Source organism: Parabacteroides sp. TM07-1AC (assembly GCF_003480915.1).
Classification (GTDB): Bacteria; Bacteroidota; Bacteroidia; order Bacteroidales; family Tannerellaceae; genus Parabacteroides; species Parabacteroides chongii.
Genome location: NZ_QUKD01000008.1, coordinates 145,555 through 172,188 on the forward strand (window position 1 = coordinate 145,555; position 26,634 = coordinate 172,188).

Consider the following 26,634-nt stretch of genomic DNA (forward strand, 5'->3'; position numbering starts at 1 on the left):
GGCTTACTTGGATATTTTCATCGGACTATTTATAAAATTATGGGGCAAAGATAGGCGTTTTTTTGAAATAACAAGAATGTTCTGCACTAAAACCGTAAAATACACGATATTATCAGCAGGATCAATGCGATTCCTGCTAATATATATCGAAGATTTTTATTTGTCACCGTTGCCCCTAAACAAGACAATGCGTAGCACTATCGGATATTTTTTACATTCCTCATTACCCTTTCAATGGCATCATCCATCTGGGCGATCGACTCCAGGCCAAGCGTCATACAGTGTAAATTGCTCCCGGTAACAGCAAACCGGATCGAACGTTCGCGTTCATCATCTGCAACATGCTTTCCTTCACCGAATATTTTCATTCCCATGATACCTTTTCCATTCTCCCGGGCCTTCCCTAAAAGAGCATTCACATCTTCAGGTGTTCCGTCCATATGGCTCTGGAAAGGATTCAGACGGGCCAGAATAATATCGCACCACGGATTATCGGCTGCTTCCTTCATAGCCTCCCAGTTATGGCAGGATATTCCGACAGCCTTCACAATACCCTCTTCTTTTGCCTGGGCAAGACCGTCCATATAGAATTTACGTGTTTCAGGCCAGTCACCGCTGGTCATGCAATGCATCAGTAAGATATCGAAATATTCGGTACCGGCTTCCTGACGGAAACGGTCGAGGGTTTTCCTGACCGGTTCTCTTTTCTCCGATCCATCATCATACGTCCACATCTTTGTCATCAGAGTTACTTTTTCACGAGGCAGTTCTTTTAAGGCCTTACCCACGAAAGGCTGGGAACCGTACATATCGGCCATATCGAAGAAACGGATTCCCCTTTCATAGCCGTGATGAGCCAGTTTCAGGAAATTATCCATTCCGATACGGGTTTGGTTGGATTCATAATTCCATCCTTTCGTTCCGGTACCCAAAGCGATACGGGAAACTTCCAGTCCCGTTTTGCCTAACTCCACTTTATCGACCGTCACATCGGAAGGAAGTACCCGCTGCATATCAGCCCAACCAACCTGTGCCAGCGACAAACCAGCTACTCCGGCAACACCTGTCCGGATAAATTTTCTTCTGTTCATCATTTTTATGTTGCTCATGGTAAAAGAATATTGAGTATTATTTTAATACAACCAAGACATTCATCGGTCCATGTGCACCGAACACCAATGCCTGTTCTATATCGGCTGTTTTGGACGGACCGGAGACAAAAAAGCCATACTTATAATCGGTTCCTTCCACCCGCTTATAAGCTTCGTGCATATTATTAACCAAATCTTCCTTATTGATAAGGATCACCAATCCGGTCGAGATGAAATAAAGTGCTTTATGTTTTACTTGCTGCGTAATCCATACGGCACCATTCTCGGCAACCCCGAAACAACCCTCCACAATAGCAAGGTCTGTATTATTCAATTCCCTGGGGTCGGATACCGAATCAGGATCGAAAGTGGCACAAGTTATTTTAGACAGATTCGACGCAATACGTTTCGCGTCAGGAAAATGTTTCCGGATCAGCTCATTGATATCTTCCCCCGCTTGCAGAACAACGGCCTCACCACCTGCAGCCTTTAACGATTCGGAAAACTGTCCGGTTTTATCTTCATAATGAATGGCATCCAGTATGATTTCCGGCTGCTCGTAACGAGTACCGGTATGACTACGGATACGGGATAATATAGATTCTTTACTACTCATTCTTTCCTATGTTTTTACAGGCAGGCAAACCCTACCCCTACAGTTATTGTATCTTGTTTTTCTTCCACATATCATTGAACGATTCTTTGGCAAAGGTCGGTAACTCACGCCCCTTTCCCCAGGCATTCAATCCGTTATAGATCATAAAACGAGGTAATTTATTTACCAGAGGAGCAAACTTCAACGCTGTATTGAACAGTGCCGGACGCTCCATCAGGAACTTCATACCGCCCGACATTACTTTCTTCTCCGAGCTGGCCTTTCCAATCTTGTCCAGATCCTGACGCCAACGGTAAATCTGTTCGCCCAGGTCTATCTTTACAGGACAGACATTTGAACAGGATAAACACAGGGAACAAGCCGAAACATTATCAGAATACTCTTCCGGATTTTTCAACATGCCCAGATTGATGCCGATCGGACCGGGTATAAAATAGGTATAGGAATAACCGCCAGTCCGACGATATACCGGGCAGGTGTTCATACATTCGCCGCAACGGATACAATTTAGCGTACGGATATGATCCGGCTTTGCCAAAATATCACTACGCCCGTTATCTACGATGATTAGATGAAACTCACCACCATCCTGAGGTTTACGGTAATGAGAAGTATAAGAGGTTATCGGCTGTCCGGTACCGGAACGGGCAAGCAGGCGGGTAAAGACGCCCAAAGCCTCCTGGTTGGGAACGATCTTCTCCATCCCGAATGTAGCGATATGGACTTTAGGGAATGAAGTCCCCATATCTGCATTTCCCTCATTGGTACAAACCACAATTTCACCGGTCGAAGCAACGGCAAAGTTGGCTCCCGTCATAGCAACATCAGCCGTCAGGAATTTTTCACGCATATTCTTACGAACAGCATGTGTCAGATAAGTTGGATCTGAATTGCCTTTCTCCGTACCCAGCACACGTTCCATCATCTCGCCCACCTCCTGGCGTTTGATATGGATGGCAGGCATCACGATATGGCTCGGATGAAGGTGCATCCATTGAAGGATACGTTCACCGAGATCACTCTCGACGATGTCATACCCTTTTCCGAACAGATACTCATTCATACCGCATTCTTCCGTCAGCATAGATTTGCTCTTGATCAGCGTATGTGCATTATGCTGCTGAAGGATCTTTTCGACGATCTCATTGTGCTCCTTCGCATCTTTCGCCCAATGTACGATGGCTCCGTTGGCTATGGCGTTCTTTTCAAACTCTTCCAGCAACGTATCCAAATGGCTGTTGGAATACATTTTGATATCACAGGCCAACTCACGCAAACGCTCCCATTCGGGAAGCGAATGACTCATCTTATCTCTTTTGGCACGTACCATCCAAAGGGTCTCATCGTGCCAGGCTTCCTGTTTCCTGTTAGCTATGAAACGGGCAGCTGCTATTGAATGTTTCGTACTCATAATCCTGCGGCTAATATTTGAGTGATATGAATGGTCTTTATCGGCAGGTGTTCACGCTCGATGACACCCTGCATATGCATCAGACAGGAACTATCGGCTCCGGTGATATATTCGGCCCCGGTACTCATATGGTCTTTCACCTTGTCATGTCCCATACAAACAGAGACTTCCGGCTCTTCGACGGCAAACATTCCTCCGAAACCGCAACATTCGTCGATGCGCTTCGGTTCGAGTATCTCGATGCCTTTTACCAACTGCAACAGATCACGCAGTTTGGAAAAGTATGGGATATTCATTTCGCTGGGGGATGACAGATGCAACTCGCGCACCCCGTGGCAACTGTTATGAATACTCACTTTATGGGGGAAAACAGAAGGCAGTTCTTCCGGTTTCACTACATCATGCAGAAACTCGCAGATATCGTATATCTTACTGCTGTTCTGACAAACATGTCCGGCCTTTTCCAGGATGCCGGGATGATTCTCTTTTACGAATGCAACACAACTGGCAGACGGTCCGACCACATAGTCGTACTGTTTAAATAAATCTTCCATACGGAGAGCCAGTTTCAGGGATTCGTTTTCAAAACCGGCATTTGCCATCGGCTGGCCGCAACAAGTCTGGTCTAAAGGATAATCGACGTCCAGGCCCAAATGCTTCAAGAGTTTGTAGGAGGCTACGCCAACCTCCGGATACACCGCGTTGATATAACACGGGATAAATAGTCCTATCTTCATATTGGTTGAATTATAACATAAGTATAACTGTTCTCTCTTAAGATATGTTTTCCAACGAACTACAAAATTAAAATAACTTCTTAACTATTCTCCATATATTTGTGCAACTAAAGCTAATAAATTTAAATGGATATTTTAATTTTATATGCAAACCCATATCATCGGTTTCCACACCATCCGAAAAGATGATTCAGCTTCCATAAAGTTATATAAACCATTTGCTGTAATTCTGTTTTGATATCTCATGCGGTGTAAAATATTATACTTACATTTGTTGCATAGTATAAACAACTTAATCTATAATCTTTATGACAACAAAGCCTTACAAAAATGAGAACAAGCCATCCGACAAGGTTTCCGAACCTGTGGTAAGTTATGCCGTAACTGAAAAAATATCCCTTAACGACTCAGGAATATCTTCTAACACATTCAATAATCTGGTTGAAAGAGCAGAAACTGATTTTGCGAATGGACAGTACATCACAGCAACCGATCTGTTACATAAAATCAAACAACAACGAGGATGGTTGTAATTTGGTCTGCATTAGCGGAAGAACAACTTAACAATGAAATCGATTATTATCTTAAAGAAGTCAGTCTCTCCGCGGCTAAAACCTTACTGGAAACACTTATTTGCTCTACCAATCGCCTTACAACATTCCCCTATTTAGGCATACTAATTGTTGAGAATCCTCTATATCGTGTATTGGTAGAAGGTCATTACAAAATAATCTATTCTGTAGAAGAAGAATATATAAGGGTTGCTTTCTTATTCAATACCCGTCAAGATCCTGAGAAATTACAATCTTTTTTACGATAAGATTATGAGGATATAAAAATGGGGCCATAAAAGCCCCATTTTTATATCCTCATAATTATCTGTTACCTATATTCCTGCCAGCTCTTAATCTGTATATCATCTACCGTCAGCGTACAGAACGCTTCGATAAAGGCACTTGCCAGACGGGCATTTGTGATAAGTGTCGTATTCAGGTCGATAGCGGCACGGCGGATCTTATAGCCGTTATCCAACTCACCGGCGGAAAGGTCACGCGGGATATTTACTACCATGTCGATCTTTTTTTCGTGGAGCATAGTGAGTGCCTGCGGCTGTTTACCTTCCTCGCTCGGCCAGTAAACACGGGTGCTCGGGATACCGTTCTCTTTCAGGAAACGATGTGTTCCGCCTGTCGCAAAGAGATTGTAACCCTTTGTCGCCAACATCTTGGCAGCATCCAGCATCGCCACCTTCTGTTTCGGCGTACCGGTCGAAAGCAGAATATTCTTTTCCGGGATACGCAGACCGACGGAAAGCATACTCTTCAGGATCGCTTCGGAGACATCATCGCCGATACAACCCACCTCACCGGTCGAAGCCATATCCACACCCAGTACAGGGTCAGCTTTCTGTAAGCGGTTGAAAGAGAACTGGGAAGCCTTGATACCTACATAATCGAGGTCGAACTCATTCTTATTCGGCTTTTCGACAGGCAAACCCAACATGATACGGGTAGCCAGCTCGATAAAGTTTATCTTCAGGACCTTGCTCACGAACGGGAAGCTGCGCGAAGCACGGAGATTACACTCGATTACCTTGATCTCGTTGCCTTTAGCCAGATACTGGATATTGAACGGGCCGGAGATATTCAATTCCTTCGCAATCTGCTTGCTGATACGTTTGATACGGCGAACCGTTTCCACATACAACTTCTGCGCCGGGAACTGGATCGTTGCATCACCGGAGTGTACGCCTGCAAACTCGATATGCTCGCTGATCGCATACATTACGATCTCCCCATGATCGGCTACCGCATCCATCTCCACCTCCTTGGCATGTTCGATGAACTGGCTTACTACCACCGGATGCTTCTTGCTGACGTTAGCCGCCAGTTGCAGGAAGCGTTCCAGTTCCTCCTTGTTGGAGCAGACATTCATGGCCGCACCACTCAGTACGTAACTCGGACGAACCAATACCGGAAAACCAACTTCCTCCACAAACTGATTGATATCTTCCATACTACTCAACTCTTTCCAGCGAGGCTGATCCACCCCGATACGGTCGAGCATGGCTGAGAACTTCTCACGGTCTTCCGCATTATCGATACTCTTGGCCGATGTTCCGAGGATATTGACATGCTGTTCATCCAAACGCATCGCCAGGTTATTCGGGATCTGGCCTCCGGTAGAGACAATCACACCGTGCGGATTCTCCAGTTCGAGAATATCCATTACACGTTCGAATGTCAGCTCATCGAAGTAAAGACGGTCGCACATATCGTAGTCGGTCGAAACCGTTTCAGGATTGTAGTTGATCATAACAGAGCGCCAACCCTCCTTGCGGATCGTGTTGAGCGCCTGCACACCACACCAGTCGAACTCTACCGAGCTACCGATACGGTAAGCACCCGAACCCAGCACCACGATAGAGCGTTTATCTCCCAGATAATGCACATCACTTTCCGTACCGCTGTAAGTCAGGTACAGATAGTTGGTCTGTGCCGGATATTCAGCAGCCAACGTATCGATCTGTTTCACCACCGGAAGGATGCCGCGGTATTTACGGTCCTGACGAACCTGAAGGATTGCCTTTTCACCGTCTTCCATCTGATCTTTGAAGATAGCACGGGCAATCTGGAAATCAGAGAAACCTTGCTTCTTCGCCAAACGGAACAGATTGTCGGGGATATCGACTATCCGGCTGAAACTTTCCAAAGCTCCTGCGGTCTGGATAATATTATATAGTTTCTGAAGGAACCATTTGTCTATCTTTGTCAGGTCATGGATTTGGTCGATCGTATAGCCGGCACGGAAAGCCTTGCTTATTACGAAGATACGATGGTCGGTCGGTTCATTCAGCGCCTTGTCGATATCCGGGATAAGCAGCTCTTTGTTTTCCACAAAGCCGTGCATACCCTGACCGATCATACGCAGACCTTTCTGAATAGCCTCTTCAAATGTGCGGCCGATAGCCATCACCTCTCCTACCGACTTCATGCTGGAACCCAGTTCGCGGGCAACGCCATGGAATTTACCCAGGTCCCAACGCGGTATCTTGCAGACCACATAATCGAGTGCCGGTTCAAAGAAGGCACTGGTCGTTTTCGTTACCGAGTTCTTCAGGTCGAACAAGCCGTAGCCTAAACCCAATTTAGCAGCGACAAAAGCCAGCGGATAACCTGTAGCCTTCGATGCCAATGCCGAGGAACGGCTCAGACGGGCATTCACCTCGATCACTCGGTAATCCTCGCTTTCAGGGTCGTAGGCATACTGCACGTTACATTCTCCCACAATTCCGATATGGCGGATGATGCGGATAGCCAGTTCGCGCAGTTTGTGATAATCCGTATTGCTCAGTGTCTGTGAAGGAGCGATCACAATCGATTCGCCGGTATGGATTCCCAGCGGGTCGAAGTTCTCCATGTTACAAACCGTGATACAGTTGTCGAAACGGTCGCGCACTACTTCGTATTCCACCTCTTTCCAACCTTTCAGGCTCTTCTCAACCAAGACCTGCGGAGAGAAAGAAAAGGCTTTTTCAACCAGCACATCCAGTTCTTCTTCATTATCACAGAAGCCCGATCCCAGACCACCCAGTGCATAAGCGGCACGCACGATCACCGGGTATCCCAGTTCGCGAGCAGCACGGCGTGCATCTACGATGTTTTCTACCGCTTCGCTCTTGATCGTCTTTACATCGATCTCGTCGAGCTTGCGAACGAACAGTTCACGGTCTTCCGTATCCATGATGGCCTGTACCGGAGTACCCAGCACACGCACGTTATATTTTTCAAGCACGCCGCTCTGATAGAGAGCCACCCCGCAGTTCAGCGCCGTCTGTCCGCCGAATGCCAGCAGGATACCCTCGGGACGTTCCTTTTCGATAACCTTTTCTACAAAGAAAGGAGTAACGGGCAGGAAATAAACCGTGTCCGCAACCCCTTCTGAAGTCTGTACCGTTGCAATGTTCGGATTGATAAGCACCGTCCGGATGCCTTCTTCCTTGATGGCTTTCAACGCCTGGCTGCCTGAATAATCGAACTCGCCCGCCTCACCGATCTTGAGAGCGCCGGAACCTAATATCAGGACTTTCTTTATATCTTCTTTCATATTGACCATATTTTTCTTATTAACATTTTTTAGGCGCACCGTCTAACCAATGTTGGTCAGGCCGACGAACCCTCTCTGGTCAGGAAGCCTTCCTAACGTTGGTCAGCCTCCCTAACCAACGTTAGTCGGAGTGTCTAACTAACAGTTGGTCAGATAGCCTAACCAAGGAGAGGAAGAAAATACCTACCTCACCACCTATAGTAACTCAACGAATTTATCAAACATAAACTCCGTATCCGTCGGCCCGCTACAAGCCTCGGGATGGAACTGCGACGAGAAGAAAGGTTTCGTTTTATGCTTGATACCTTCGTTCGTACCGTCATTCATATTGATAAAAAGCGGTTCCCAATCGGCACCCAGCGTCGTGTTATCCACCGCGTATCCATGATTCTGCGAGGTGATGAAACATTTCTCCGTTCCAACCATCCGGACCGGCTGGTTGTGGCTGCGGTGTCCGTATTTCAGTTTATAGATGGAAGCACCTCCTGCTTTTGCCAGCAACTGGTTTCCCATACAGATACCACAAATAGGTTTGTCGCCTGCCAGCGCTTTGCGGATATTCTGAACGGCTGCGTCGCAGGTATCGGGGTCGCCGGGACCGTTGCTAATGAACAGGCCGTCATATTCCAGTGTATTGAAATCATAGTTCCAGGGGACCCGGATCACGGTCACATTCCGTTTCAGCAGGCTGCGGATGATGTTATGTTTCACGCCGCAATCGAGAAGCGCAACGCGCTTCAATTGAGAATTGAGAATTGAAAATTGAGAATTAGAAAAGCCTTCTATCGAAAAAGTATGGCTGATTCCGTCCGGCTGATAACAGATAATCTCCTTACAAGACACCCTGTCCACATAATTGACATCCCCATAATTCTCCATTTTCAATTTTCCATTTTCAATTATATTATCGGCCTCGCCGATAATAACGCGTCCCATCATGACACCGTGCTCACGCAGTTTCTTGGTCAGCGCACGTGTATCGATTCCGTAAATTCCGGGAACACCCTCTTCTTTCAACCAGCTTCCCAGGCTTCCGACAGCATTCCAATGACTGTATTCATGACTGTAATCACTTACAATAATCGCCTCCGCATGGATCTTTTCACTTTCCATAAACGTGGCGATCCCGTCCGGACCGAATGTACGGGGAGGTACACCGTAGTTACCCACCAGCGGATAAGTCAGAACCATCAGCTGACCGGCATAAGAAGGATCGGTCAAACTCTCCGGATATCCCGTCATGGCTGTGTTGAACACTACTTCGCCTGTAACCTCCTTCTCGCAGCCGAAAGAAAGACCGCGAAAAACAGTCCCGTCGTCTAAGATCAATGTTGCTGTTTTTTCTGTTTGCATAAACTTATGTTTGAGTTGACAGTTATCTGATTAAATATTCTTCTTCCATATAATGGATGAAAGCCTTGTTCACCATCCGTGCACCGCCCGGTGTCGGATAATCACCGGAGAAATACCAGTCTCCCGGATGATTCGGACAGGAAGCATGCAAGCCGTCCAATGTCTGGTAAACGATCTCTACCTTGGCACGTGTACCCGCCGGAGTCAGCAAATCGACCATCTTGGCCGAAATCTCCTCATCAGTGAACGGTGCGTAAATTTCCTTTACAAAATTCACGATCGTACCGTCCTCCTGTGCCTGTTGTTTCTTGGCTTTCCAATAAGCATCCGTTATCACCGACTCCATTCCCCGCTCTTTCAGCAAAGCCACCGCTGCCCTGAAAGCGATAAACTCGTTCATCCGCGACATATCGATCCCGTAATAATCCGGATAACGCACCTGCGGAGATGAAGATACGATCACGATCTTCCGCGGATGCAGACGGTCCAGGATACCGATGATACTTTGTTTCAGGGTCGTTCCGCGAACAATGCTATCATCTATTACAACCAGATTATCGACGAATGGTTCGATACTTCCGTAAGTAACATCGTACACATGGGCTGCCAGGTCGTTACGGCTGTTACCTTCGGCGATAAAGGTACGCAATTTTATATCTTTAATCGCTACTTTTTCAGCACGAACGCGCATGGAAAGTATCTGATCCAGTTCTTCTTCCTGCAAAAGATGACTGCGGTCGGCGATCCATTCTTTTTTCAGTTTGTTCAGATAGTTATTCAGTCCTTCCTGCATACCGAAATAGGCGACTTCCGCCGTATTGGGAATGAAAGAAAAGACAGTATGTTTGAGGTCATAATCGACAGCTTTCAGTATCGGGTGAACCAGATTCTCTCCCAACTTCTTACGTTCGCGGTAAATATCCACATCGCTACCGCGGGAGAAATAGATACGCTCGAAAGAGCAGGCTTTATTCACCTTCGGCTCCACGATCTGCGAAGTGCGGAAACGGCCGTCTTTACTGATAAACATCGCTTCGCCGCGTTGCAATTCCTTTATATCTTCGGCCTGCACGTTCATCGCCGTCTGGATGACCGGACGCTCGGAAGCCAGTACCACGATCTCATCATCCGCATAATAGAACGCCGGACGGATTCCCCAGGGGTCACGCACGCTGAACGATTCGCCGCTACCGGTCAGACCGCAGATCACAAATCCTCCGTCCCAGGTCGGTACACAACGTTTCAACACGTTCGACAAATCGACATGTGCCTCGATCGCATGGGTTATATCCATCCCCTTCATTCCTTCGTCTTCATACTTCTGGTATAAACGTTCGATCTCCCGGTCCAGACGGTGTCCCATCTGTTCGAGCATGATATACGTATCGGCAAACTTACGCGGATGCTGGCCGATCGCTGTAATTTCTTTAAAGATGTCGTTTACGTTTGTGAGATTGAAATTTCCGCAAAGAGCGAGGTTCTTGGCTCTCCAGTTGTTGCGGCGTAAAAAAGGATGGACGTAGGAAATACCGGACTTACCGGTCGTACTGTAACGGAGATGACCCATATAAAGCTCTCCGGCGAAAGGAAGATTTGATTTTGCGAAAAGCGGATCATTCAATTTACCGGGCGGTAAATCTTTGTAATGTTCATGAACGGCGGCGAATATCTCGGTTATAGCTCCTGTTCCCAATGCTCTTTCCCGAAACATGTATTCTTCACCGGGGGTTGCTTCTAACTTCACGCAGGCTAAACCGGCTCCTTCCTGTCCCCTGTTATGCTGCTTCTCCATCAGTAAATAGAGTTTATTCAGCCCATACATCCAGGTACCATACTTTTGATGATAATATTCTAAAGGTTTCAGTAACCGGACCATGGCGACTCCACACTCATGTTTAAGTTGTTCCATCTGGTTCTATCTTGTTTATTTCGACCACAAAGATACGCACTTTATCAAACACAATGTTCATATTAATGCAAAATAATTGACACATTAATAGAAATAATCATTTTATCCGGCATTTGGTTAAAATATTATATATTTCCGTATTGTTTCGACAAAGTTACAATTACATAGCCGAAAACCACTCCCGACATAAAATTTGTAAGGAGAACGGGGGTATACGATATAATTAATAACACTTATTCATAATAGCTCTTCCCAATCCTTATCTGTCAGCGACTTGAACGGATCGTTTTCCGTAATAAATGTTTCAGCCAGCTCACTCTTGGATTCCTGGAGGTTACGGATCTTTTCCTCGATCGTATCGGCAGTGATGAAGCGATAGGCAAAGACCTGTTTATCCTGCCCGATGCGATGGGCACGGCTTTCCGCCTGCATCTCAGCCGCCGGATTCCACCAGGGATCGATAATAAATACATAATCGGCATCCGTCAGGTTCAGTCCTACCCCACCCGCTTTCAGCGAGATGAAAAAGGCGGACACATCCTGGCGGGTTGAAAAACGGGCTATTTCGCCCTCCCGGTCCAATGTACTGCCGGTCAGCATTGCATACTGCCATCCATGTTGCGTAAAAGCATCCGCCAACAATTTCAGGTGTGTGACAAAAGAAGAAAAGATCAATACTTTATGCCCTTCGCTCACCAGTGTTTCAAAAGCATCCAGCACCTGTTCCATCTTTCCCGAACCACCCGTATATTCCGGTAAAACCATTTGCGGATGATTAGCCAGCTGACGTAAACGGGTGATACCATTCAAGGCGACAAAAGAATTTTTGTAACGTTCCTGCAAGATCGTGTTCCGCAACACATTCTTTTCTTTCTGATACACTTCGCGTTGCTCCGGTGTCATTTCACAATACACGACCTCTTCCGTCAATGGCGGAAGTTCCGGTGCCACCTGTTGTTTGGTTCGTCGCAAAAAGAAAGGACGGATGATTTGTTGCAAACGTTTACGGGCATTCTCATTCCCCTCCCTGGTAATCGGATGGATGAAATGTTTCCGGAAACCGTCTGCCGATCCCAATAAACCGGGATTGATAAAATTGAATTGTGCCCATAGATCTTTCAGTGAGTTTTCGATAGGTGTTCCGGTCAGTACCAGCCGGTGTTCACATTGCAGACGGACCACCGAATGATAGGTCATGGAAGCCGGATTCTTTATGTTCTGGCTTTCATCCAGTATCACATAAGTATAACGATACTTCTCCAGCAGTTCGATATCACGCCGCAACAGTCCATAAGTGACCAGCACGATATTATACCGGTTGAAGTTTTTACAGGGATCTTTCCTTTTCTGATCTCCGGTATAAGTATAGACACTCAACATGCTGAACTTACGGATTTCCCGTTTCCAGTTAGGCAATAAAGAAGTAGGCACAACAATCAGGGAAGCGGGAATAGCCTCTGATTCTTCCTGCCTGTCCTTCACTTCCTCATAGAGTTTGTCATCCGGCGAATCTGTTCCGAAAAAGGAAAGTTGCCCGCTTTGATCGACTGTAACATTCTCCGGAGCGGATGGAGAAATCGTGGCCTCTTTAGGTTCCTCCGGATCATATATCTGTTGCAGCAAGGTAATAGTCTGCAATGTCTTCCCCAATCCCATATCATCCGCCAGGCAACCACCGAAACCATTCGCCGCCAAATGGACCAACCAGGAAAAACCTTCCTGCTGATACGGACGTAACGTCGTCTTTATCTTTGGTGGAATAGCAACCGATTCTTTCTGCACATACTCCTTCGATACGGATTCATCCTGCTCCAAGGCAGAGACAATTCCCAAATGCATCTTACGGACTCTGATCTCCCCGGTCCGGTCATCGCCGAAAGCAAACAGATCGCTATATTTCTCAAACCAATCTTCTGGCAATAAGGCGACTTGCCCGTCCGGTAAAACAAACTCACGCTTCCCCTCCAGAATATGTTTTCTGAAACGGATAAAAGGGAATTGAAAATCACCCATACGAACCGTGATACGAATATCGAACCAATCGGGAGAAGGGGAAATTTCCTGTGTCAGCGAAATATCTCCCAGATAGAACCGCAAAGAGGTATCGGTCTGCACAAAAGAGAAACAGGCTTCCAACTCGCTTTTATGTTGTTGCAGCCAATCGATAAATGTATAACCACCCGCTTCTGTGGTCCGAACGAACTGTACATCGGTTATCTGCTTGAAATGCCATTGTTCAAGTAAGCTGATGTACGTTTGTTCCAATTGCAAATCACGTGTAAAATAATAAATGACCGGTTTCCCTTCGACATGTTCCAACCGGGGATAAGCGAACTGGTTTCTTTTTCCCGGCGTAAAAGAACGTTCTCCATACCTGAAACGCAGTTGAAGTGCCGGTTCATCATTGATAGAACGCTCCACTGACAATTCCGGGACACAAGTGCGAGGCTCATGGATCATATCAAATCCGGAAGAACTGGCCGGATAATCACTAATCAAAGGAAGTGCCACCAGTTCCAGATATTTTTCAGTCTCAGCCAACGGAACTTCCACGTATTTCCGTGAAAGGAAAGGTGTAACTTTCGCCGCTTCTATTCGTTTGAATACTAACAACTGGTCATCCAGCAGGAATATAGCAGGCTTTGATGATAACAACAGAAACCGCCTCTTTTTCAACAAAGACACTTCCACTCCATTCATGTGACATAAGGCTGTGTACCGAAAAGAATGGTCTGTTATCTCGAAACGAAAAGAAATCTCAGCCTCCTCCCCGGAAAAGCGCACCCGGTCATGTTCATAAAGCAACTTACTTCCTGCTTCCTTTATATATACAGACAAATGGTTTGCCTGTATCAACCGGACCATCTCCCTTATCTTTTTATCGATGAACGGTCGGAGTTGTTTCTTCAGCATCTCCAGTGTCACCAAATTCAGAAAGCCGGTAACTGTCTGTTGCCGGGAATACACCTGCATCAGTTTCTTTTCCGAGTAACTCTGTGCAATCGCGATTGCCCGTTTCTCCAGATCAGACAACCTAGCTTCATTTCCGGCGTGCGTGGCTTGCTCTTCCACGCTGATCACTTCCGGCGATACAGTTCTGGCAAAATAAGGAATAAGCAAAGGTCCCAAAACAGGATGGTTACTTAACGCAATGATCAATATTTGATTTTCGGGCATCAACGGTTCATTTTTATTAAAACTACAAAGTTACAAGAAAAACAATTATCTTTATCTCCCATAACAAACAAAACAGAATTTATGTCCTATTGCGAATATGTAAAAACATCTAAGGATTCAGCCGTCGAGCTTAATAAAGCCTATCATGATACAAGTTACGGTTTCCCTATCGAAGACGATAACGAGCTATTCGGCAGACTTCTCCTGGAGATCAATCAGGCGGGCCTAAGTTGGTCGACGATATTAAAGAAAGAACCGAGCTTCCGTTCTGCTTACGATAATTTCCATATTGAAAAGGTTGCAAATTACACGGAAACAGATGAAGCCAGACTTTTATCCAATTCCGGCATCATCCGGAATAAATTAAAAATAAAAGCAGCCATCCACAATGCCCAAGTCATTGTACAACTGCAAAACGAATACGGCTCATTCAAAAACTGGCTGGACCATCATCACCCTAAAACCAAAGATGAATGGACCAAATTATTCAAAAAGACATTCAAATTCACCGGTGGTGAGATCGTCAACGAATTTCTGCTAAGTACCGGCTATCTTGAAGGGGCCCATACACCGGATTGCCCCATATATCAAAAGATTCTGGAAAAGAATCCGGCATGGAACAAACGGTAAAAATCAAACAATCTTTCTCATTATATCATTCATGTCAAGATTGAGTTTTGAAAAGGCGAACCATTTCTTTCCCAGGTCTTTCAAAGAAGCACCAATATGGTAAATATCCTTTTCATCGATCAACAGAAAACGATCGTGCGATTGTTTGAATTGTTTGATTATGATAGGTTCGTATTGAGCATTGTGCCGTTGCAAATCCAAGGTCAGTTGTTTCGATATCTGTGCTGTATAAATTGTTGCTGCAACATTTACATCTCGTTTAGTTAGCAACATCAATACACTTTCATCCACGTAATTATCTATGAGGATAATTGATTTGCGAGCAGACTTTATCAAATCTGCCGCAAATTTATAAGCATCAAATAGCTGACCGTCAAAGAAGATGCCTTCAACAGGAGGAAGAGAAGTACGAATAAAAAAGTCAAACTTCTGATCATATTCAGAAAATTTAGTATCCATGCGTTCTTCAATATGCTCTATCCGCTTATTAAAAGAACTCCCTTTCAACAAATAATCTCTTATTATTTTCATGGCCCACTGACGAAATTGAGTACCACGTTTAGACTTAACACGATAACCAACAGATATTATCACATCTAAATTATAATATTCTATCTTTCGCTTAACAGAACGATCTCCTTCTTTTTGAACTGTCAAGGAATACTTGACAGTTGAACTTCTTTCTAACTCATTTTCTTTATATACATTATTGATATGTAAACTGATATTCTGTTTTGTGGACTGGAACAATTCCACCATTTGCGCCTGAGTCAGCCAAACAGTCTCGTCTTCTAAACGAACTTCTATTTCGAGGGTATTTTCGGGATGATAAAGAATGATTTCTCCTTTATTTTTCATAGCCTAACGTTTTTGTTGGCTACAAAGTTAAAACTATTTCCGAATATATTTAATATTTTATTCGGTTTTTAGTTAGACATGTTTTCGCATTGCCGGAACAAGGAACAGGACTGCCCCCAATAAGAAAAATAAAGTCCAAATAATTGTCGAAACTTCTCCCTGTTTCCAAAATACAAATTGCTGAACTGCCCTGACAAACCAAAACCCTGCACTACCTATCAGGAAACACTTTCCAAGTTTTGTTGTCAGGAGTTCTTTCGGAAACACAAAGCAAATAACAGCAGTAAAGATAAAGTAGTAGATTATCTGAACGTTTAGAATCTGCATAATCCACCTATTGATAAATGATAACTTTTCTAATTCAGTGTCCCAGCTCCATATTTTCCAAAATCCGCAGTGAAACAAGGCAAGAATAACATTATATATTCCTCCGAATAAGATCATCCTTTTCATTTCTTTGATTTATTGATTTCTAATTACTTACAGTCTCTTTTATTCTCCATTTTTTAATTCCGCCGATCAGATATAATAGTCCAACGAAAACAGCGATCAATGAATAACAAGTATCTAAAGTAGGATATTTTGATTGACTTGCAATTATGGGAATAAATCCAGCGATACCTCGAAGTAAATAGATTCCCGCAATTATAAAAATAGCCGGTTTCAAAAATGGTAACTTCCTGAATTTGTCGTCAGCCGACAAACCATATAATCCAAAAATAAGAAAAGCGACCACAACTAAAATAGTCAGTAAATATGGCAGCGTTGAATGTATTTGCATTAGATATGCCATCTCATCAGCAACACCTGTCAATTCAAATACTTGCTCAGCCCACAAAAGGCTGACTACATGCCCGATTGCTATTAAAATATTAATATATCCTCCAAGTTTCAGCATAACTTATTATTTAAATTTTGTTGTGATAAATTGAGTGCTAATCATAATGCAAAGATATGGAAGGCCGATAGTATGATTATTGAAAATAAAGCCATATTTTTGTCCTTTTACGACAAAAATGATTTCACATGAAGAATGTCTCAGTAGGATTACTTAATATTTTCTTAACGCAATTTAGAGAGTTAAATATTGATCTGAATCGGATTTTAAATGAGTTCGAAACAAATCGAAGTGTACTCGACAATCCAATCAACCAAATAGATATGGGAATCTTCGGTCGTTATATGGAAGAAATTGTAAGATTATCCGGGAATCAACATGTTGGTTTTGAAGCAGGTTTTATGATCCCGTTTATGGTGACTACCACCTACTTCAATTTATACCATGATTGCAAAACGGTCGCCGATTTTTTCGATAAATTAGAGAATATCGAAGACGTTGATTCAATAACACGTCACAAGACATTTACTGATGGTGAATATTTTCATTATCAGATCATTTCCTCCGAAAGTTTTACAGAAAAGTACCCCGTTGCCGCACGACAATGGAACGAAGCCCAGTTTGGTATTGGACTTCAATATGCTTACGGTTATTCCGGTAGATTCTTACGACCTAAATTTGCATATACAATTTATAGCGAAGACAACAATGACAAGCTGATAGAGGAGTATCTGGATTGCCCTGTATTCTATGAAAAAGAACGGATGGGTATGGCATTCAAAAAAACGATCTTGAATCTTCCTATTCGAACTGCAAACAAAGAGTTATTGCCGATCTTTGAAGAAATGATGGCAGAAATGAAACATATGCAAAACAAGGACTTGCTGTCGAGTAGTGTCCGCAGATATCTTACACATAGCCTTTTAACGTCTGACCTTAGTCTTAAAACAATCGCAGAGAGATTCAATATGAGTGAACGAAATTTCCAGCGAAAACTGAAATCAGAGGAAACTTCGTACCAACAAATTCTTGATAATTTGCGTATAGAATTAGCTCGGAAATACCTTCGGGAAAGAATACCATTAGCTGAAATAGCTTTTTTGTTAGGATTCGAGAGCCAAAGTGCCTTCAACAAGTTCTTCAGCAAACATTTTCATACAACACCAAGCCAATTCAAATAAATAGATTTATAGATGAGTTATCTAAATACCCCTTCATAGGCAATCTCATCTTTGCCAAGATACCCGCCAAGCGTACCGATCTTGCTGCAAATCTAAAAACAGATCAAAAATGATTACGCACTACCCGATACAGATCAGCCGTACTTTCATCGCCGCAGGAACGTTTATCCTCTTCCTGCAACAGCATCTGTCCATAAAAATTTCTTTTCTTCATACTCTTTCTCCATTTTATTCGGATTAATCAAAAAGATAAAGATAAACATTCATTGCTTTCAGAATGTTCGATTTTTACTATTCAGGCTAACAGCGGTTTTCAGTCACATACCCGTTCCGGAAGAAAAACCCGCCTTATCAGCCTGTTTTCCACTCTTCATAACCTCTCCTTTCGGAAATCATTGCAATGATTCTTCCCTATCATCGCAATGTCCGGACGGAGTCATCACAATGACTTCACGCACTCATCACAATGAACCGGAACAATCATTGTGATGAAAATTTAACACTACAAAATATAAGGAAATTATCTTCGGGATTATACTCTAAAACCAGGTTTACGTGTCTTTCTGAGAGTTAGAAGCTCTTTCTGAACAGTTCATTTTCAGTTGACAGATTGCAGCAAATTTTGCTTTTTCCCTGTCACTAGCCCTGAAATCATCACGATGATTGTTTTATTGTCTTATTAAATTTCTTTTCTATCTCCTACAAAAATCTTTATGATAAACCTCAACCTCTGCTGAGGCCTCCCAAGAGCATTTCTCACCTACCCTTCTCCATACAAAGCAAGAAAATGAAGGGATAATTATCAAAATAACAATCTGTAATGATTAGACGAATCGTTAGGACGTGAGACTACTTTAAATTATCTTTGCAGCCCTAATAAGAAATAAAAATTCAGACATGATAAAACCTCTTACCTCGTTAAGGTTTATATTTGCATTGATGGTATTTGTCGCACATTGTTATGTGATCGATCCTCATTTCTCCCATTTTTTATATAAAGAAGGGTTTGTCGGGGTAAGTTTTTTCTTTGTATTAAGTGGTTTTATCATCGCATATAATTATCAACGAAAATTTGAATCCAAAAGTATATCTCGTCGTGAGTTTTGGATAGCCCGCTTCGCACGAGTTTATCCATTGCATATCGCCACTCTTATGTTGTATCCTCTAGTCGGAGGGGCTCTATTGGCTATGAACTGGGACACGGTATTAAAACTTGTGTCACAATTATTTTTGGTTCACCCGTTCATTCCGCAGACGGACTACTTCTTTGCTTTCAACTCCCCCTCCTGGAGTTTGGGATGCGAACAATTGTTTTATTTCTTATTTCCATTTTTAGCTTTATGGCTAAGCGATACCCGTAAGTTATTTTGGATATTGATTGCAACAGGTTTAATAGTCGTCTGTGGTATGTATTTTACTCCTGAAGAACAGATACGGGCTTATTGGTATGTGAATCCATTGACTCGACTACCGGATTTCCTGGTAGGAATGTTGCTTTTCAAACTGTATGACAAGAGTACAGGAAATTGGAGTATAAACCGGGCGACATGGTTTGAAATCGGGGCGGTAGCATTATTCATTGCATTTTATTATTGTGGTTCAGCCGGTGTACTACCTAAAGTATATCGGTATTCGGTATATTATTGGTTACCTGTCTCTTTGCTTCTTTACGTCTTTGCAATAAACAAAGGAATGATTTCCCGTTTTCTGAGTAATAAATATCTTGTAATTGGTGGCGACATAAGTTACGCCATGTACCTTATCCACCTGTTTATTATAGAATTATACAAAAGCACCGGTTGGAATTATCCGTGGCAAATAGTAATCCCAATCTTACTCCTGATTACCATCTGTTGCAGCCTACTGTCGTACCGCTATTTTGAAAAACCGGTGAATAAATACATTCGGAAGCATTTAAAATAAAAATACACCTCAGACTTTGAATATTAATCAATGTTTATTATTACATTTGTGTACGCAGTGTTAACTTAAACAATACATTTATGCTTACCGATACAATGACTTTGGCAGAAATGCAAAAAGAAGTTGGAAAAGATTATGATCCGCTTTTTCGCCGCATTTATCATTTTAAAGATGAGACTCGTCGTATTTTTTTGAAATCTAAAATTTTTCCAGTCTATAAATTTATTAACTGGAAATCATACGTGACCAACAATGAATGGACAGTCATTTTACTTGTCAGGGAAAAGAAATATGTCAATGAACCTGCCGTTATCCCTTTTGCCAAATACCAAACATACGGAATGGGAGTTGTTTATATGCGACCTATCACAGACAGGTCATTCTTCATCATAAATTATACACCTCATTTTTTCAGTCGATATCATGATCGATATATCACTCCGCAAAACTATAATATTACTGACGCTGGAAAAAGAATCGAACATTTCTTCGTAAACAATTCAATGCCTTCCTACGACTTCTCTCCTGCTGGTGATAATTTCATCGGATATTACAACCAAGGTATTATTTTCGGAGAACACACAGAAGACAGGACCGCCCTTAAAGCTAAGACTTTTGTATCAAGAGCTATGTTATACAACGATCAAGTAAGTACAGACGATGATATTTCATTCATAAGACAAGAGGTTGCCACTTCTCCAGATTATCTCCGTGACAGAAATCAATTCTGGGGAATGGAACGCTATGGTAAGCTTAATCTACATGGGGAATTTTAATCTTCCTCCAAATACAAAACTAAAGATAATGTCAATTATAAAAAACAATTGTTCATGAAAAAAGTGATTGAAAGCCCATTTGCAGAAGGTAACGCAACTTTAGCAAATGAAACGAATAAAATCGAATTTAATGGTTCAAAATATACAGTGACATCCTATTATTATAAATGTGATATCACTGGCAAAGAGTTCACTACAACTGAACAAGATGAATTGTGGTCAAAGCAACTATATAATGAAATATGAACTCTCTAAACTGTCTAGAAAATAAATAAGAGTAAAAAAATTATCGCATATAGAAAATTTCAAATAAATGATTTTTCTACATTTCATAAACGATATATCTACTTTTTATCTAAATTTGTAACAATTACAATAATCATATGATTTTATAATAGATTTATGTTTCAAGAAGAATTCACACAACATATAGCACAATTTACAACGTCACCATTTCTATTTATTGGTTCGGGGTTTTCAAGACAGTATATTAATTTACCTACATGGGAATATCTTTTAGTAGAAATGTGTAATCGATTAAATCTTCCTCGTCCATACGAATATTATAAATCCAATGCAAATTCTGATTTACCCGAAGTAGCCAATCTTATGGGGTTAGATTTTAATAATATTTGGTGGACCTCTTCTTTATTTGAAGACAGTAGAACTCATTTTCAAAAAGAGGCAAAGACAAAACTTTCACCTCTAAAATATGAGATTTGTAAAAGAATAAACGAAAATTCAGTTTTAATAAATGATAATATTCTTGAAAATGAAATACGTTTACTAAAAAAAATAAATATAGATGGTATTATTACAACTAACTGGGATAATTTAATAGAAAGATTTTTTCCTGACTTTAACAGGTATATAGGTCAAGAAGAATTAATATTTTCTGATCTATACACAATTAGTGAAATATACAAAATTCATGGATGCACTTCATCTCCAAATTCTTTGATATTGACTACAGATGATTACGAAAACTATCAGGAAAGAAATTCATATTTAGCAGCAAAATTATTAACTATATTTATTGAAAATCCCATTATTTTTATCGGATATAGTCTTGACGATAAAAATATACAAAACATATTAAAATCAATAATAAAATGTCTCACAAAAGATAATGTAAAAAAACTGAAAGAAAGACTAATCTTTTGCCAATGGAGTGATTTACCAATAACTCCAAGTATAACAGACAGTACAATGCTTATATCTGAAACAATTATACCTATAAAATTAATACAGTTACATAATTTTATTGATCTATACACTGTATTAGCAAATAACAAGAAAAAGCTACCAACCAAGGTTTTAAGACAAATGAAAGGTATGGTATACGATTTTGTAAAAACAAATAATTCCAAGCAAAAGGTATTTGTCACTGATAATCTCGAAAATATAGAAGATATTCATAAAGCAGAGTTCGTATGGGGAGTAGGATTACGTGATAAGCTTGCTGAACAAGGTGTAAAAGGCATTGAATTAAAAGATATACTAAAAAATGTCATATTAAATGACAATAGTAAATGGGATTCCTCCACTGTTTCTAAACTAGCACTCCCCATGATGGCGATTAATAGTACTTATGTTCCTTATTTCAAATATCTAAGAAATGCTAATTTACTAAATCCAGAAGGTCAAATCAATGAAGATACTGAAATTATAGAATTCACACCCAGCTTCATAAATAAAGTCAACAGCGTAAAAATCAAGAATTTCTATCCCTCAAAATCTTACACCAAAAAGAAAGATGAAATAAACAAGACATATAATTCTTTCTTAGAATTAAGAAATGAATGTAAAGATAATCATCTACATATAATGATGTACACACCATTATTATCTATTGAAAAAATAGATCTAGAAGATTTGCGCCTCTATATGGAAGAAAATATATTTTTGATAGATAATAATAGATATGGCACTCATTTTCGTAAATTGATTTGTCTATATGATTATTTAATGTACAAACATAAATAAATTATATTTTTAATCTGTGATAGAGATAGCTTATAAATAATAAATTACATTCATAATATATAAGCAGTCTCTATCAATAATACAAACAAAGATAAGTAACCAATTCAATAACTTTAGTAATTAATGCTAAAATCTAAATGTTCTACATTTTCAACTTACAAAAATAAGGTTGCCCCAACCAAACCTTTCCATCTCCTACAGCTACAAACCGTAATTTAGCACGTGTCAAAGCCACATTCAGCAAATTGGGTTTGGATGAAGCCCAGGCAGCAGCGCCTTTTGTCTTTTCATCAAGTCCCAAACATAAAATGACACCTGCAGCCTGTTTTCCCTGGAAAGTATGGACCGTTCCGATATGAGCATCCAGCCATTTCTTTAGCTCATCATCTCCGATCGGTTTAAAGGGGGCAAGTGCTTGCTTTATCGGTTGACGCAATTCTTTTTTTAGGACAGATGGTATTTCCGAAAATGGAGAGATGACAAACAAATCCGGTAAATCCTGTAATTGACGGATCTCATCCATAATCATCAGTTTGATGACAGTTCCTTGTTCCGGCACATAATGACGACCACGCACCTGACCCTCAACCTGTACAAATCCATTCTGCATCATCAAATCAGACGAACCTCCCTGAGTCGAATTATACATCATATTATTATATGCGATCTCATTAGCAATGGAAAACATCGGATCGATACAACGGCGGTGAACCCGTAAAGGTGAACCAGTCCAGGTATCATTAGTAATCCAGCCATACGGATTCGCCCGGTCAGCCATCGACTGAACGGAAAGTGAAGTATGTATCTGCGTCTTATCCAATCCAAAATAACGACTAAAATTATTGATGATCTGCTCCGGTATCGTTACGACAGGCTCTATCTGGAAAGGGTCACCTACAATAACGGCCCGCTTCGAACGCCAGATAGCACCGGCTGCCGCCTGTGGAACGGCCTGTCCTGCCTCATCTACAAATAACCACGGAATAGAACCCGCACCCAACGTACTGAACATACGCTGGATAGATGCAAAAGTAGAAGAGACGACAGGAACAACCAACCAAAACGTATTCCACATCGCCTGTATCTCCTTTTCGGTAAGGTCGCCACCCGTTTTCAGGTAATTGAAGAAACCATCCAATGTCGTTTTTATCCGACTCGATGTTGCATTTGCCCGGAGTATAAACAGTTCGTTCACCTTCATTGCTTCGATGAACAATTCGGATTGCAACTGCTTCAGTTTCTGAGAATACCAGGGAGAGGTTTCTTGTGTTTCCTTCGATTCGATTTGTTTCCAAAACTCAGCATCAGCATAGGCTCCTTTTAACTCCTGACGAGCTTTTTCAGTAGAATCTACCAGCTGAGTATATAATGCATTTACTTTATCATAATCCTTTTTACTCTTCTCCTGTCTCTTTTTCAGCTTCTCTATTTCTGAATAAAGCGCCTGTAACCGGGCTTTCTGCTCTGCAATAGTCTCTGTCTGCTTATTGTATTCCGACAAAACAGAAGCCACAGCCTTTTTATATTGAGTTCGTACTTCCTTGCTGAACCAATATGTAAAAAATCCGGGACGAGTAGACTGCAACAGTTGCATTTCACTCTTTATTTCATCCCTTCTTCGCGTACCCTCTTCTATTTCAGCAGACAACAGAGCAGATGCATTTTCCCGTTTATTCAATTCTTCCTTATCAAAAGTCAAACGGTTCTCTGTATCTTCACACTGAATCCGAATCTTCTCTCTGTTTTCCTCATCTTTCATAAAACCGGTCAGACGGGATTTCTCTTCCCCGACTTCATGGAGCTTCTTTTTAAAAGACGATACAACATTTAACCATTCTTCTTCTGTGGGTTTATAATCGGCTAACTGTTGCTTTAACGTATAGGTTTCCTTCTCCGAATTCCCATTCCAGATGCTACCGATCAGTTTTCGTTGATTTTCTTTATTTCCTAATACAGCAGCGACTATTCCCCAATATTGTTCATCCAGACATTCCTCACTAACCTGCCGGAAATATCCAACCTGATCAGAATAACCTTTTACTTCTCCTTTTAAGGGTAGTTCTTTTGAGATATTTTCTACCGCTCCATTATTCGAAGAAGCAACAACAATACCTCCATCACTGATGGAAGGATCCGGTTCATAAATAAACGGAGTATATTTATCACTGACCTGTACCTCACCTATTTTACGGAAAGCCTTTGCCGGATCAGTAAAACCAACCATCTTTTTAGCACGCTTCACCAGAATTGCAGCAATAATATCCCTTAGCAAGGTTGTCTTTCCTGTTCCGGGAGGTCCGTTTACAGAAAATAGTCCCTCTTGTTTCTCGCCGGCCAACTCTTTATTAACAGTGTTTACAGCAAACTGTTGCATCAAACTTGCCCCATAAGGAGACGGCCAACAACCATCCGGATAATTTTCCGGCACCAGGCTTTCTTTCAAAATCTCAGGATGCAGGGATAGGTCTGAATGAGCGAAATCTTCATTCAAACAGGCAGTCAAATAATTCTTAAATGCTGTATTATAACCTTCTTTTTCATAAGAAGCAATTATCCGCTCCAAATCGTCGATATAGAAACTGTTCAATATATCAGCATTCGATTCATCCGGATCTGAAGGATTATTTTTCTTGAAAACTTCTTCTGTCCGGATGTATATTTCCGTTTCGAGAGAAGTACTCCACTTCAGTTTCCGTATGATTAATGATTGAATATCTTGTAGATTTTCGAGAGTCTGGGTATCTGACAAATAACTCAGAAAGTCTTCAGCCAGTTCTTTCCGGTTCTCGGTTAATTGTTCAAACAGATTATATTTTAACTGATTAAAATCCTCCGACCAGGTATCGGTTTCCACCTTATCTTCTTCCAGCTGTTTCAATGCCCAGGGCATCGTAGAAAGGCCAAATGTATTTTGTATGTATATACCCTGACAATCCAGTTTAAAAGAAGCATAACAAACCTTGGCATTAACCGGATTCGGGTTGACGCTTTCATCCTTAAAGAATTTTTTTACAAAATCGGAAACAGATGTCAGAGAAAAGACACCCAGATAAATAGTGTATTGAATCGTCTTTCTCGGATCTTTTGCTTCCAACGGACGCATCCATGGAAGCTCCTCTCCCAATCGTTTTACACTATTATCTTTCGGAAGAAGAGCCGGAGAAAAATGTTCCAGTTTGTGCCAACAGGAAAGTATATGTTTATAATCTGGCATTGTATTATTTGTTAGCTGTTTCTATTAACCACCAACAAAATTACTAAATCATTTTAAATACAATGCATAGAGGTTTATACAATATCAGAAATTCTTTATTCCATCCTGGCTTTGACCTTTCCCCAGGCATGCGTATCGAACAAACAACTACTCCGCATTGTATCGTACATTTCCCTGAAACGTGACATAGGTATCATAAAACTTAAAATATCCGGTTCAAAATAAGGACGTACAGAAGGGTCGAAGAATCCGATAAAAGTGCGCTTTCCCCCTCTCGCATTCTCAATAACGGCTTGTGTGACTACAGAGCAACAACCGGAGCCAAATAAAGAAGTAACGGCATCCTGTGAATTATTATCGAAAAACGCCCAGGTAGCCAAGCCGGAAAGCATATCGGGTGTTGCCAGGAACAGAATTCCTTCCAGATTATCGAAGTTCTCAACTTTATCCATTCGGGCAAAATTCAGATAATCCATCTTTGCTCTCGGAACTTGCAATTCCTCCAAAAACTCAGAAACGCCTTCAGGGGTTTGTTTGTATTTTTCTTTTAAAGACACAAATCCGGGAATCCGTTCGGGCATCTCTGTAAAGCCGGTATAGAATTTCCCGCCGCCACAACCGATATTTTCCACACTCAAAGTAACCGTTTGCCCATCCCTGACATCCTTCATACATTTGAATAAACATCCTCCGATTTTATCAACAGAGTTTACCGGTTGCTCCGAATACCAAAAGACGATTGGAAGATCCACTTTTTCACCAAATGCTTCACGATAATTATTGAGAAATACCTTTATATCCATGATCTGATTATTTATTGGTTTTGT

21 protein-coding genes are annotated in these 26,634 nt (G+C 41.7%); 8 read left to right on the forward strand and 13 right to left on the reverse strand.

What is annotated here, in order from left to right:
* Positions 1–197 precede the first annotated feature (197 nt).
* The 4 genes from DXD68_RS16280 to DXD68_RS16295 are packed head-to-tail and all read right to left on the reverse strand — an operon-like array spanning position 198 to position 3,855.
* Complete coding sequence (locus DXD68_RS16280; protein WP_122362710.1) at positions 198–1,091, reverse strand: aldo/keto reductase; 894 nt, start codon at positions 1,089–1,091, stop codon at positions 198–200.
* 37 nt (positions 1,092–1,128) lie between these two features.
* Positions 1,129–1,707 (reverse strand): lactate utilization protein C, encoded by a 579-nt coding sequence (locus DXD68_RS16285; protein ID WP_122362580.1) that lies wholly within the window; start codon positions 1,705–1,707, stop codon positions 1,129–1,131.
* A 43-nt stretch (positions 1,708–1,750) separates the two neighbouring features.
* The gene (locus DXD68_RS16290) at positions 1,751–3,118 is read right to left on the reverse strand and encodes a lactate utilization protein B (protein ID WP_122362581.1); all 1,368 of its coding nucleotides are present in this window, start codon (positions 3,116–3,118) and stop codon (positions 1,751–1,753) included.
* On the reverse strand, positions 3,115–3,855 hold the full coding sequence (locus DXD68_RS16295; RefSeq protein WP_122362582.1) for a (Fe-S)-binding protein: 741 nt from the start codon (positions 3,853–3,855) through the stop codon (positions 3,115–3,117). The genes DXD68_RS16290 and DXD68_RS16295 overlap by 4 nt, the downstream gene beginning before the upstream one ends.
* Before the next feature lie 308 nt (positions 3,856–4,163).
* Between DXD68_RS16295 and DXD68_RS16300 the strand changes: the two genes are divergently transcribed.
* On the forward strand, positions 4,164–4,388 hold the full coding sequence (locus DXD68_RS16300; protein WP_122362583.1) for a hypothetical protein: 225 nt from the start codon (positions 4,164–4,166) through the stop codon (positions 4,386–4,388).
* Positions 4,379–4,675, forward strand: a complete 297-nt coding sequence (locus tag DXD68_RS16305; RefSeq protein WP_122362584.1) for a type II toxin-antitoxin system RelE/ParE family toxin — start codon at positions 4,379–4,381, stop codon at positions 4,673–4,675. The genes DXD68_RS16300 and DXD68_RS16305 overlap by 10 nt, the downstream gene beginning before the upstream one ends.
* Before the next feature lie 62 nt (positions 4,676–4,737).
* Here DXD68_RS16305 and carB read toward each other — a convergent pair whose 3' ends face one another.
* From carB to DXD68_RS16325, 4 genes are all read right to left on the reverse strand, one after another.
* A complete protein-coding gene (gene carB, locus DXD68_RS16310) occupies positions 4,738–7,962 on the reverse strand; it encodes a carbamoyl-phosphate synthase (glutamine-hydrolyzing) large subunit (RefSeq protein ID WP_122362711.1) in 3,225 nt (1,074 codons plus the stop codon).
* Between the two features lie 195 nt (positions 7,963–8,157).
* A complete protein-coding gene (gene carA / locus DXD68_RS16315; RefSeq protein WP_122362585.1) occupies positions 8,158–9,315 on the reverse strand; it encodes a glutamine-hydrolyzing carbamoyl-phosphate synthase small subunit in 1,158 nt (385 codons plus the stop codon).
* A 22-nt stretch (positions 9,316–9,337) separates the two neighbouring features.
* Positions 9,338–11,224, reverse strand: coding sequence for an amidophosphoribosyltransferase (locus DXD68_RS16320; RefSeq protein WP_122362586.1), 1,887 nt, complete (start codon positions 11,222–11,224; stop codon positions 9,338–9,340).
* 237 nt (positions 11,225–11,461) lie between these two features.
* Positions 11,462–14,401, reverse strand: a complete 2,940-nt coding sequence (locus DXD68_RS16325) for a DEAD/DEAH box helicase (RefSeq protein WP_122362587.1) — start codon at positions 14,399–14,401, stop codon at positions 11,462–11,464.
* A gap of 81 nt (positions 14,402–14,482) precedes the next feature.
* Here DXD68_RS16325 and DXD68_RS16330 point away from each other — a divergent pair, with 81 nt between their 5' ends.
* Positions 14,483–15,031, forward strand: coding sequence for a DNA-3-methyladenine glycosylase I (locus DXD68_RS16330; protein ID WP_122362588.1), 549 nt, complete (start codon positions 14,483–14,485; stop codon positions 15,029–15,031).
* Between the two features lie 3 nt (positions 15,032–15,034).
* Here the strand turns inward: DXD68_RS16330 and rhuM are convergent, their stop codons facing one another.
* The 3 genes from rhuM to DXD68_RS16345 all read right to left on the reverse strand — a co-directional run bounded on the left by rhuM (position 15,035) and on the right by DXD68_RS16345 (position 16,787).
* Positions 15,035–15,889 carry a RhuM family protein gene (rhuM, locus tag DXD68_RS16335; protein ID WP_122362589.1) on the reverse strand — a complete coding sequence of 285 codons (855 nt, stop codon included), beginning with the start codon at positions 15,887–15,889 and terminating at the stop codon, positions 15,035–15,037.
* Positions 15,890–15,961: 72 nt separating this feature from the next.
* Positions 15,962–16,342, reverse strand: a complete 381-nt coding sequence (locus DXD68_RS16340; RefSeq protein WP_122362590.1) for a hypothetical protein — start codon at positions 16,340–16,342, stop codon at positions 15,962–15,964.
* Positions 16,343–16,361: 19 nt separating this feature from the next.
* On the reverse strand, positions 16,362–16,787 hold the full coding sequence (locus DXD68_RS16345; RefSeq protein WP_122362591.1) for a hypothetical protein: 426 nt from the start codon (positions 16,785–16,787) through the stop codon (positions 16,362–16,364).
* A 128-nt stretch (positions 16,788–16,915) separates the two neighbouring features.
* Here DXD68_RS16345 and DXD68_RS16350 point away from each other — a divergent pair, with 128 nt between their 5' ends.
* The 5 genes from DXD68_RS16350 to DXD68_RS16370 all read left to right on the forward strand — a co-directional run bounded on the left by DXD68_RS16350 (position 16,916) and on the right by DXD68_RS16370 (position 22,593).
* A complete protein-coding gene (locus DXD68_RS16350; RefSeq protein WP_122362592.1) occupies positions 16,916–17,908 on the forward strand; it encodes a helix-turn-helix transcriptional regulator in 993 nt (330 codons plus the stop codon).
* An 897-nt stretch (positions 17,909–18,805) separates the two neighbouring features.
* Positions 18,806–19,831 (forward strand): acyltransferase family protein, encoded by a 1,026-nt coding sequence (locus tag DXD68_RS16355; RefSeq protein ID WP_122362593.1) that lies wholly within the window; start codon positions 18,806–18,808, stop codon positions 19,829–19,831.
* A gap of 80 nt (positions 19,832–19,911) precedes the next feature.
* Positions 19,912–20,607 carry a hypothetical protein gene (locus DXD68_RS16360; RefSeq protein ID WP_122362594.1) on the forward strand — a complete coding sequence of 232 codons (696 nt, stop codon included), beginning with the start codon at positions 19,912–19,914 and terminating at the stop codon, positions 20,605–20,607.
* A 54-nt stretch (positions 20,608–20,661) separates the two neighbouring features.
* On the forward strand, positions 20,662–20,853 hold the full coding sequence (locus DXD68_RS16365) for a hypothetical protein (RefSeq protein ID WP_122362595.1): 192 nt from the start codon (positions 20,662–20,664) through the stop codon (positions 20,851–20,853).
* A gap of 156 nt (positions 20,854–21,009) precedes the next feature.
* A complete protein-coding gene (locus DXD68_RS16370) occupies positions 21,010–22,593 on the forward strand; it encodes an SIR2 family protein (RefSeq protein WP_122362596.1) in 1,584 nt (527 codons plus the stop codon).
* A 142-nt stretch (positions 22,594–22,735) separates the two neighbouring features.
* Here DXD68_RS16370 and DXD68_RS16375 read toward each other — a convergent pair whose 3' ends face one another.
* Positions 22,736–25,807, reverse strand: a complete 3,072-nt coding sequence (locus tag DXD68_RS16375; protein WP_122362597.1) for a DEAD/DEAH box helicase — start codon at positions 25,805–25,807, stop codon at positions 22,736–22,738.
* A gap of 95 nt (positions 25,808–25,902) precedes the next feature.
* The gene (locus DXD68_RS16380; protein WP_122362598.1) at positions 25,903–26,610 is read right to left on the reverse strand and encodes a DUF169 domain-containing protein; all 708 of its coding nucleotides are present in this window, start codon (positions 26,608–26,610) and stop codon (positions 25,903–25,905) included.
* Positions 26,611–26,634 lie beyond the last annotated feature (24 nt).

What these genes read in the sequence shown, in the direction of transcription:
- carB (WP_122362711.1), bottom strand. Translation starts at nt 7,962, where the DNA reads ATGAAAGAAGATATAAAGAAAGTCCTGATATTAGGTTCCGGCGCTCTC.
- DXD68_RS16365 (WP_122362595.1), top strand. Translation starts at nt 20,662, where the DNA reads ATGAAAAAAGTGATTGAAAGCCCATTTGCAGAAGGTAACGCAACTTTA.
- DXD68_RS16345 (WP_122362591.1), bottom strand. Translation starts at nt 16,787, where the DNA reads ATGCTGAAACTTGGAGGATATATTAATATTTTAATAGCAATCGGGCAT.
- DXD68_RS16325 (WP_122362587.1), bottom strand. Translation starts at nt 14,401, where the DNA reads ATGCCCGAAAATCAAATATTGATCATTGCGTTAAGTAACCATCCTGTT.
- rhuM (WP_122362589.1), bottom strand. Translation starts at nt 15,889, where the DNA reads ATGAAAAATAAAGGAGAAATCATTCTTTATCATCCCGAAAATACCCTC.
- DXD68_RS16350 (WP_122362592.1), top strand. Translation starts at nt 16,916, where the DNA reads ATGAAGAATGTCTCAGTAGGATTACTTAATATTTTCTTAACGCAATTT.
- DXD68_RS16295 (WP_122362582.1), bottom strand. Translation starts at nt 3,855, where the DNA reads ATGAAGATAGGACTATTTATCCCGTGTTATATCAACGCGGTGTATCCG.
- DXD68_RS16280 (WP_122362710.1), bottom strand. Translation starts at nt 1,091, where the DNA reads ATGAACAGAAGAAAATTTATCCGGACAGGTGTTGCCGGAGTAGCTGGT.
- carA (WP_122362585.1), bottom strand. Translation starts at nt 9,315, where the DNA reads ATGCAAACAGAAAAAACAGCAACATTGATCTTAGACGACGGGACTGTT.
- DXD68_RS16380 (WP_122362598.1), bottom strand. Translation starts at nt 26,610, where the DNA reads ATGGATATAAAGGTATTTCTCAATAATTATCGTGAAGCATTTGGTGAA.
- DXD68_RS16330 (WP_122362588.1), top strand. Translation starts at nt 14,483, where the DNA reads ATGTCCTATTGCGAATATGTAAAAACATCTAAGGATTCAGCCGTCGAG.
- DXD68_RS16305 (WP_122362584.1), top strand. Translation starts at nt 4,379, where the DNA reads ATGGTTGTAATTTGGTCTGCATTAGCGGAAGAACAACTTAACAATGAA.
- DXD68_RS16360 (WP_122362594.1), top strand. Translation starts at nt 19,912, where the DNA reads ATGCTTACCGATACAATGACTTTGGCAGAAATGCAAAAAGAAGTTGGA.
- DXD68_RS16290 (WP_122362581.1), bottom strand. Translation starts at nt 3,118, where the DNA reads ATGAGTACGAAACATTCAATAGCAGCTGCCCGTTTCATAGCTAACAGG.
- DXD68_RS16370 (WP_122362596.1), top strand. Translation starts at nt 21,010, where the DNA reads ATGTTTCAAGAAGAATTCACACAACATATAGCACAATTTACAACGTCA.
- DXD68_RS16355 (WP_122362593.1), top strand. Translation starts at nt 18,806, where the DNA reads ATGATAAAACCTCTTACCTCGTTAAGGTTTATATTTGCATTGATGGTA.
- DXD68_RS16340 (WP_122362590.1), bottom strand. Translation starts at nt 16,342, where the DNA reads ATGAAAAGGATGATCTTATTCGGAGGAATATATAATGTTATTCTTGCC.
- DXD68_RS16320 (WP_122362586.1), bottom strand. Translation starts at nt 11,224, where the DNA reads ATGGAACAACTTAAACATGAGTGTGGAGTCGCCATGGTCCGGTTACTG.
- DXD68_RS16300 (WP_122362583.1), top strand. Translation starts at nt 4,164, where the DNA reads ATGACAACAAAGCCTTACAAAAATGAGAACAAGCCATCCGACAAGGTT.
- DXD68_RS16285 (WP_122362580.1), bottom strand. Translation starts at nt 1,707, where the DNA reads ATGAGTAGTAAAGAATCTATATTATCCCGTATCCGTAGTCATACCGGT.
- DXD68_RS16375 (WP_122362597.1), bottom strand. Translation starts at nt 25,807, where the DNA reads ATGCCAGATTATAAACATATACTTTCCTGTTGGCACAAACTGGAACAT.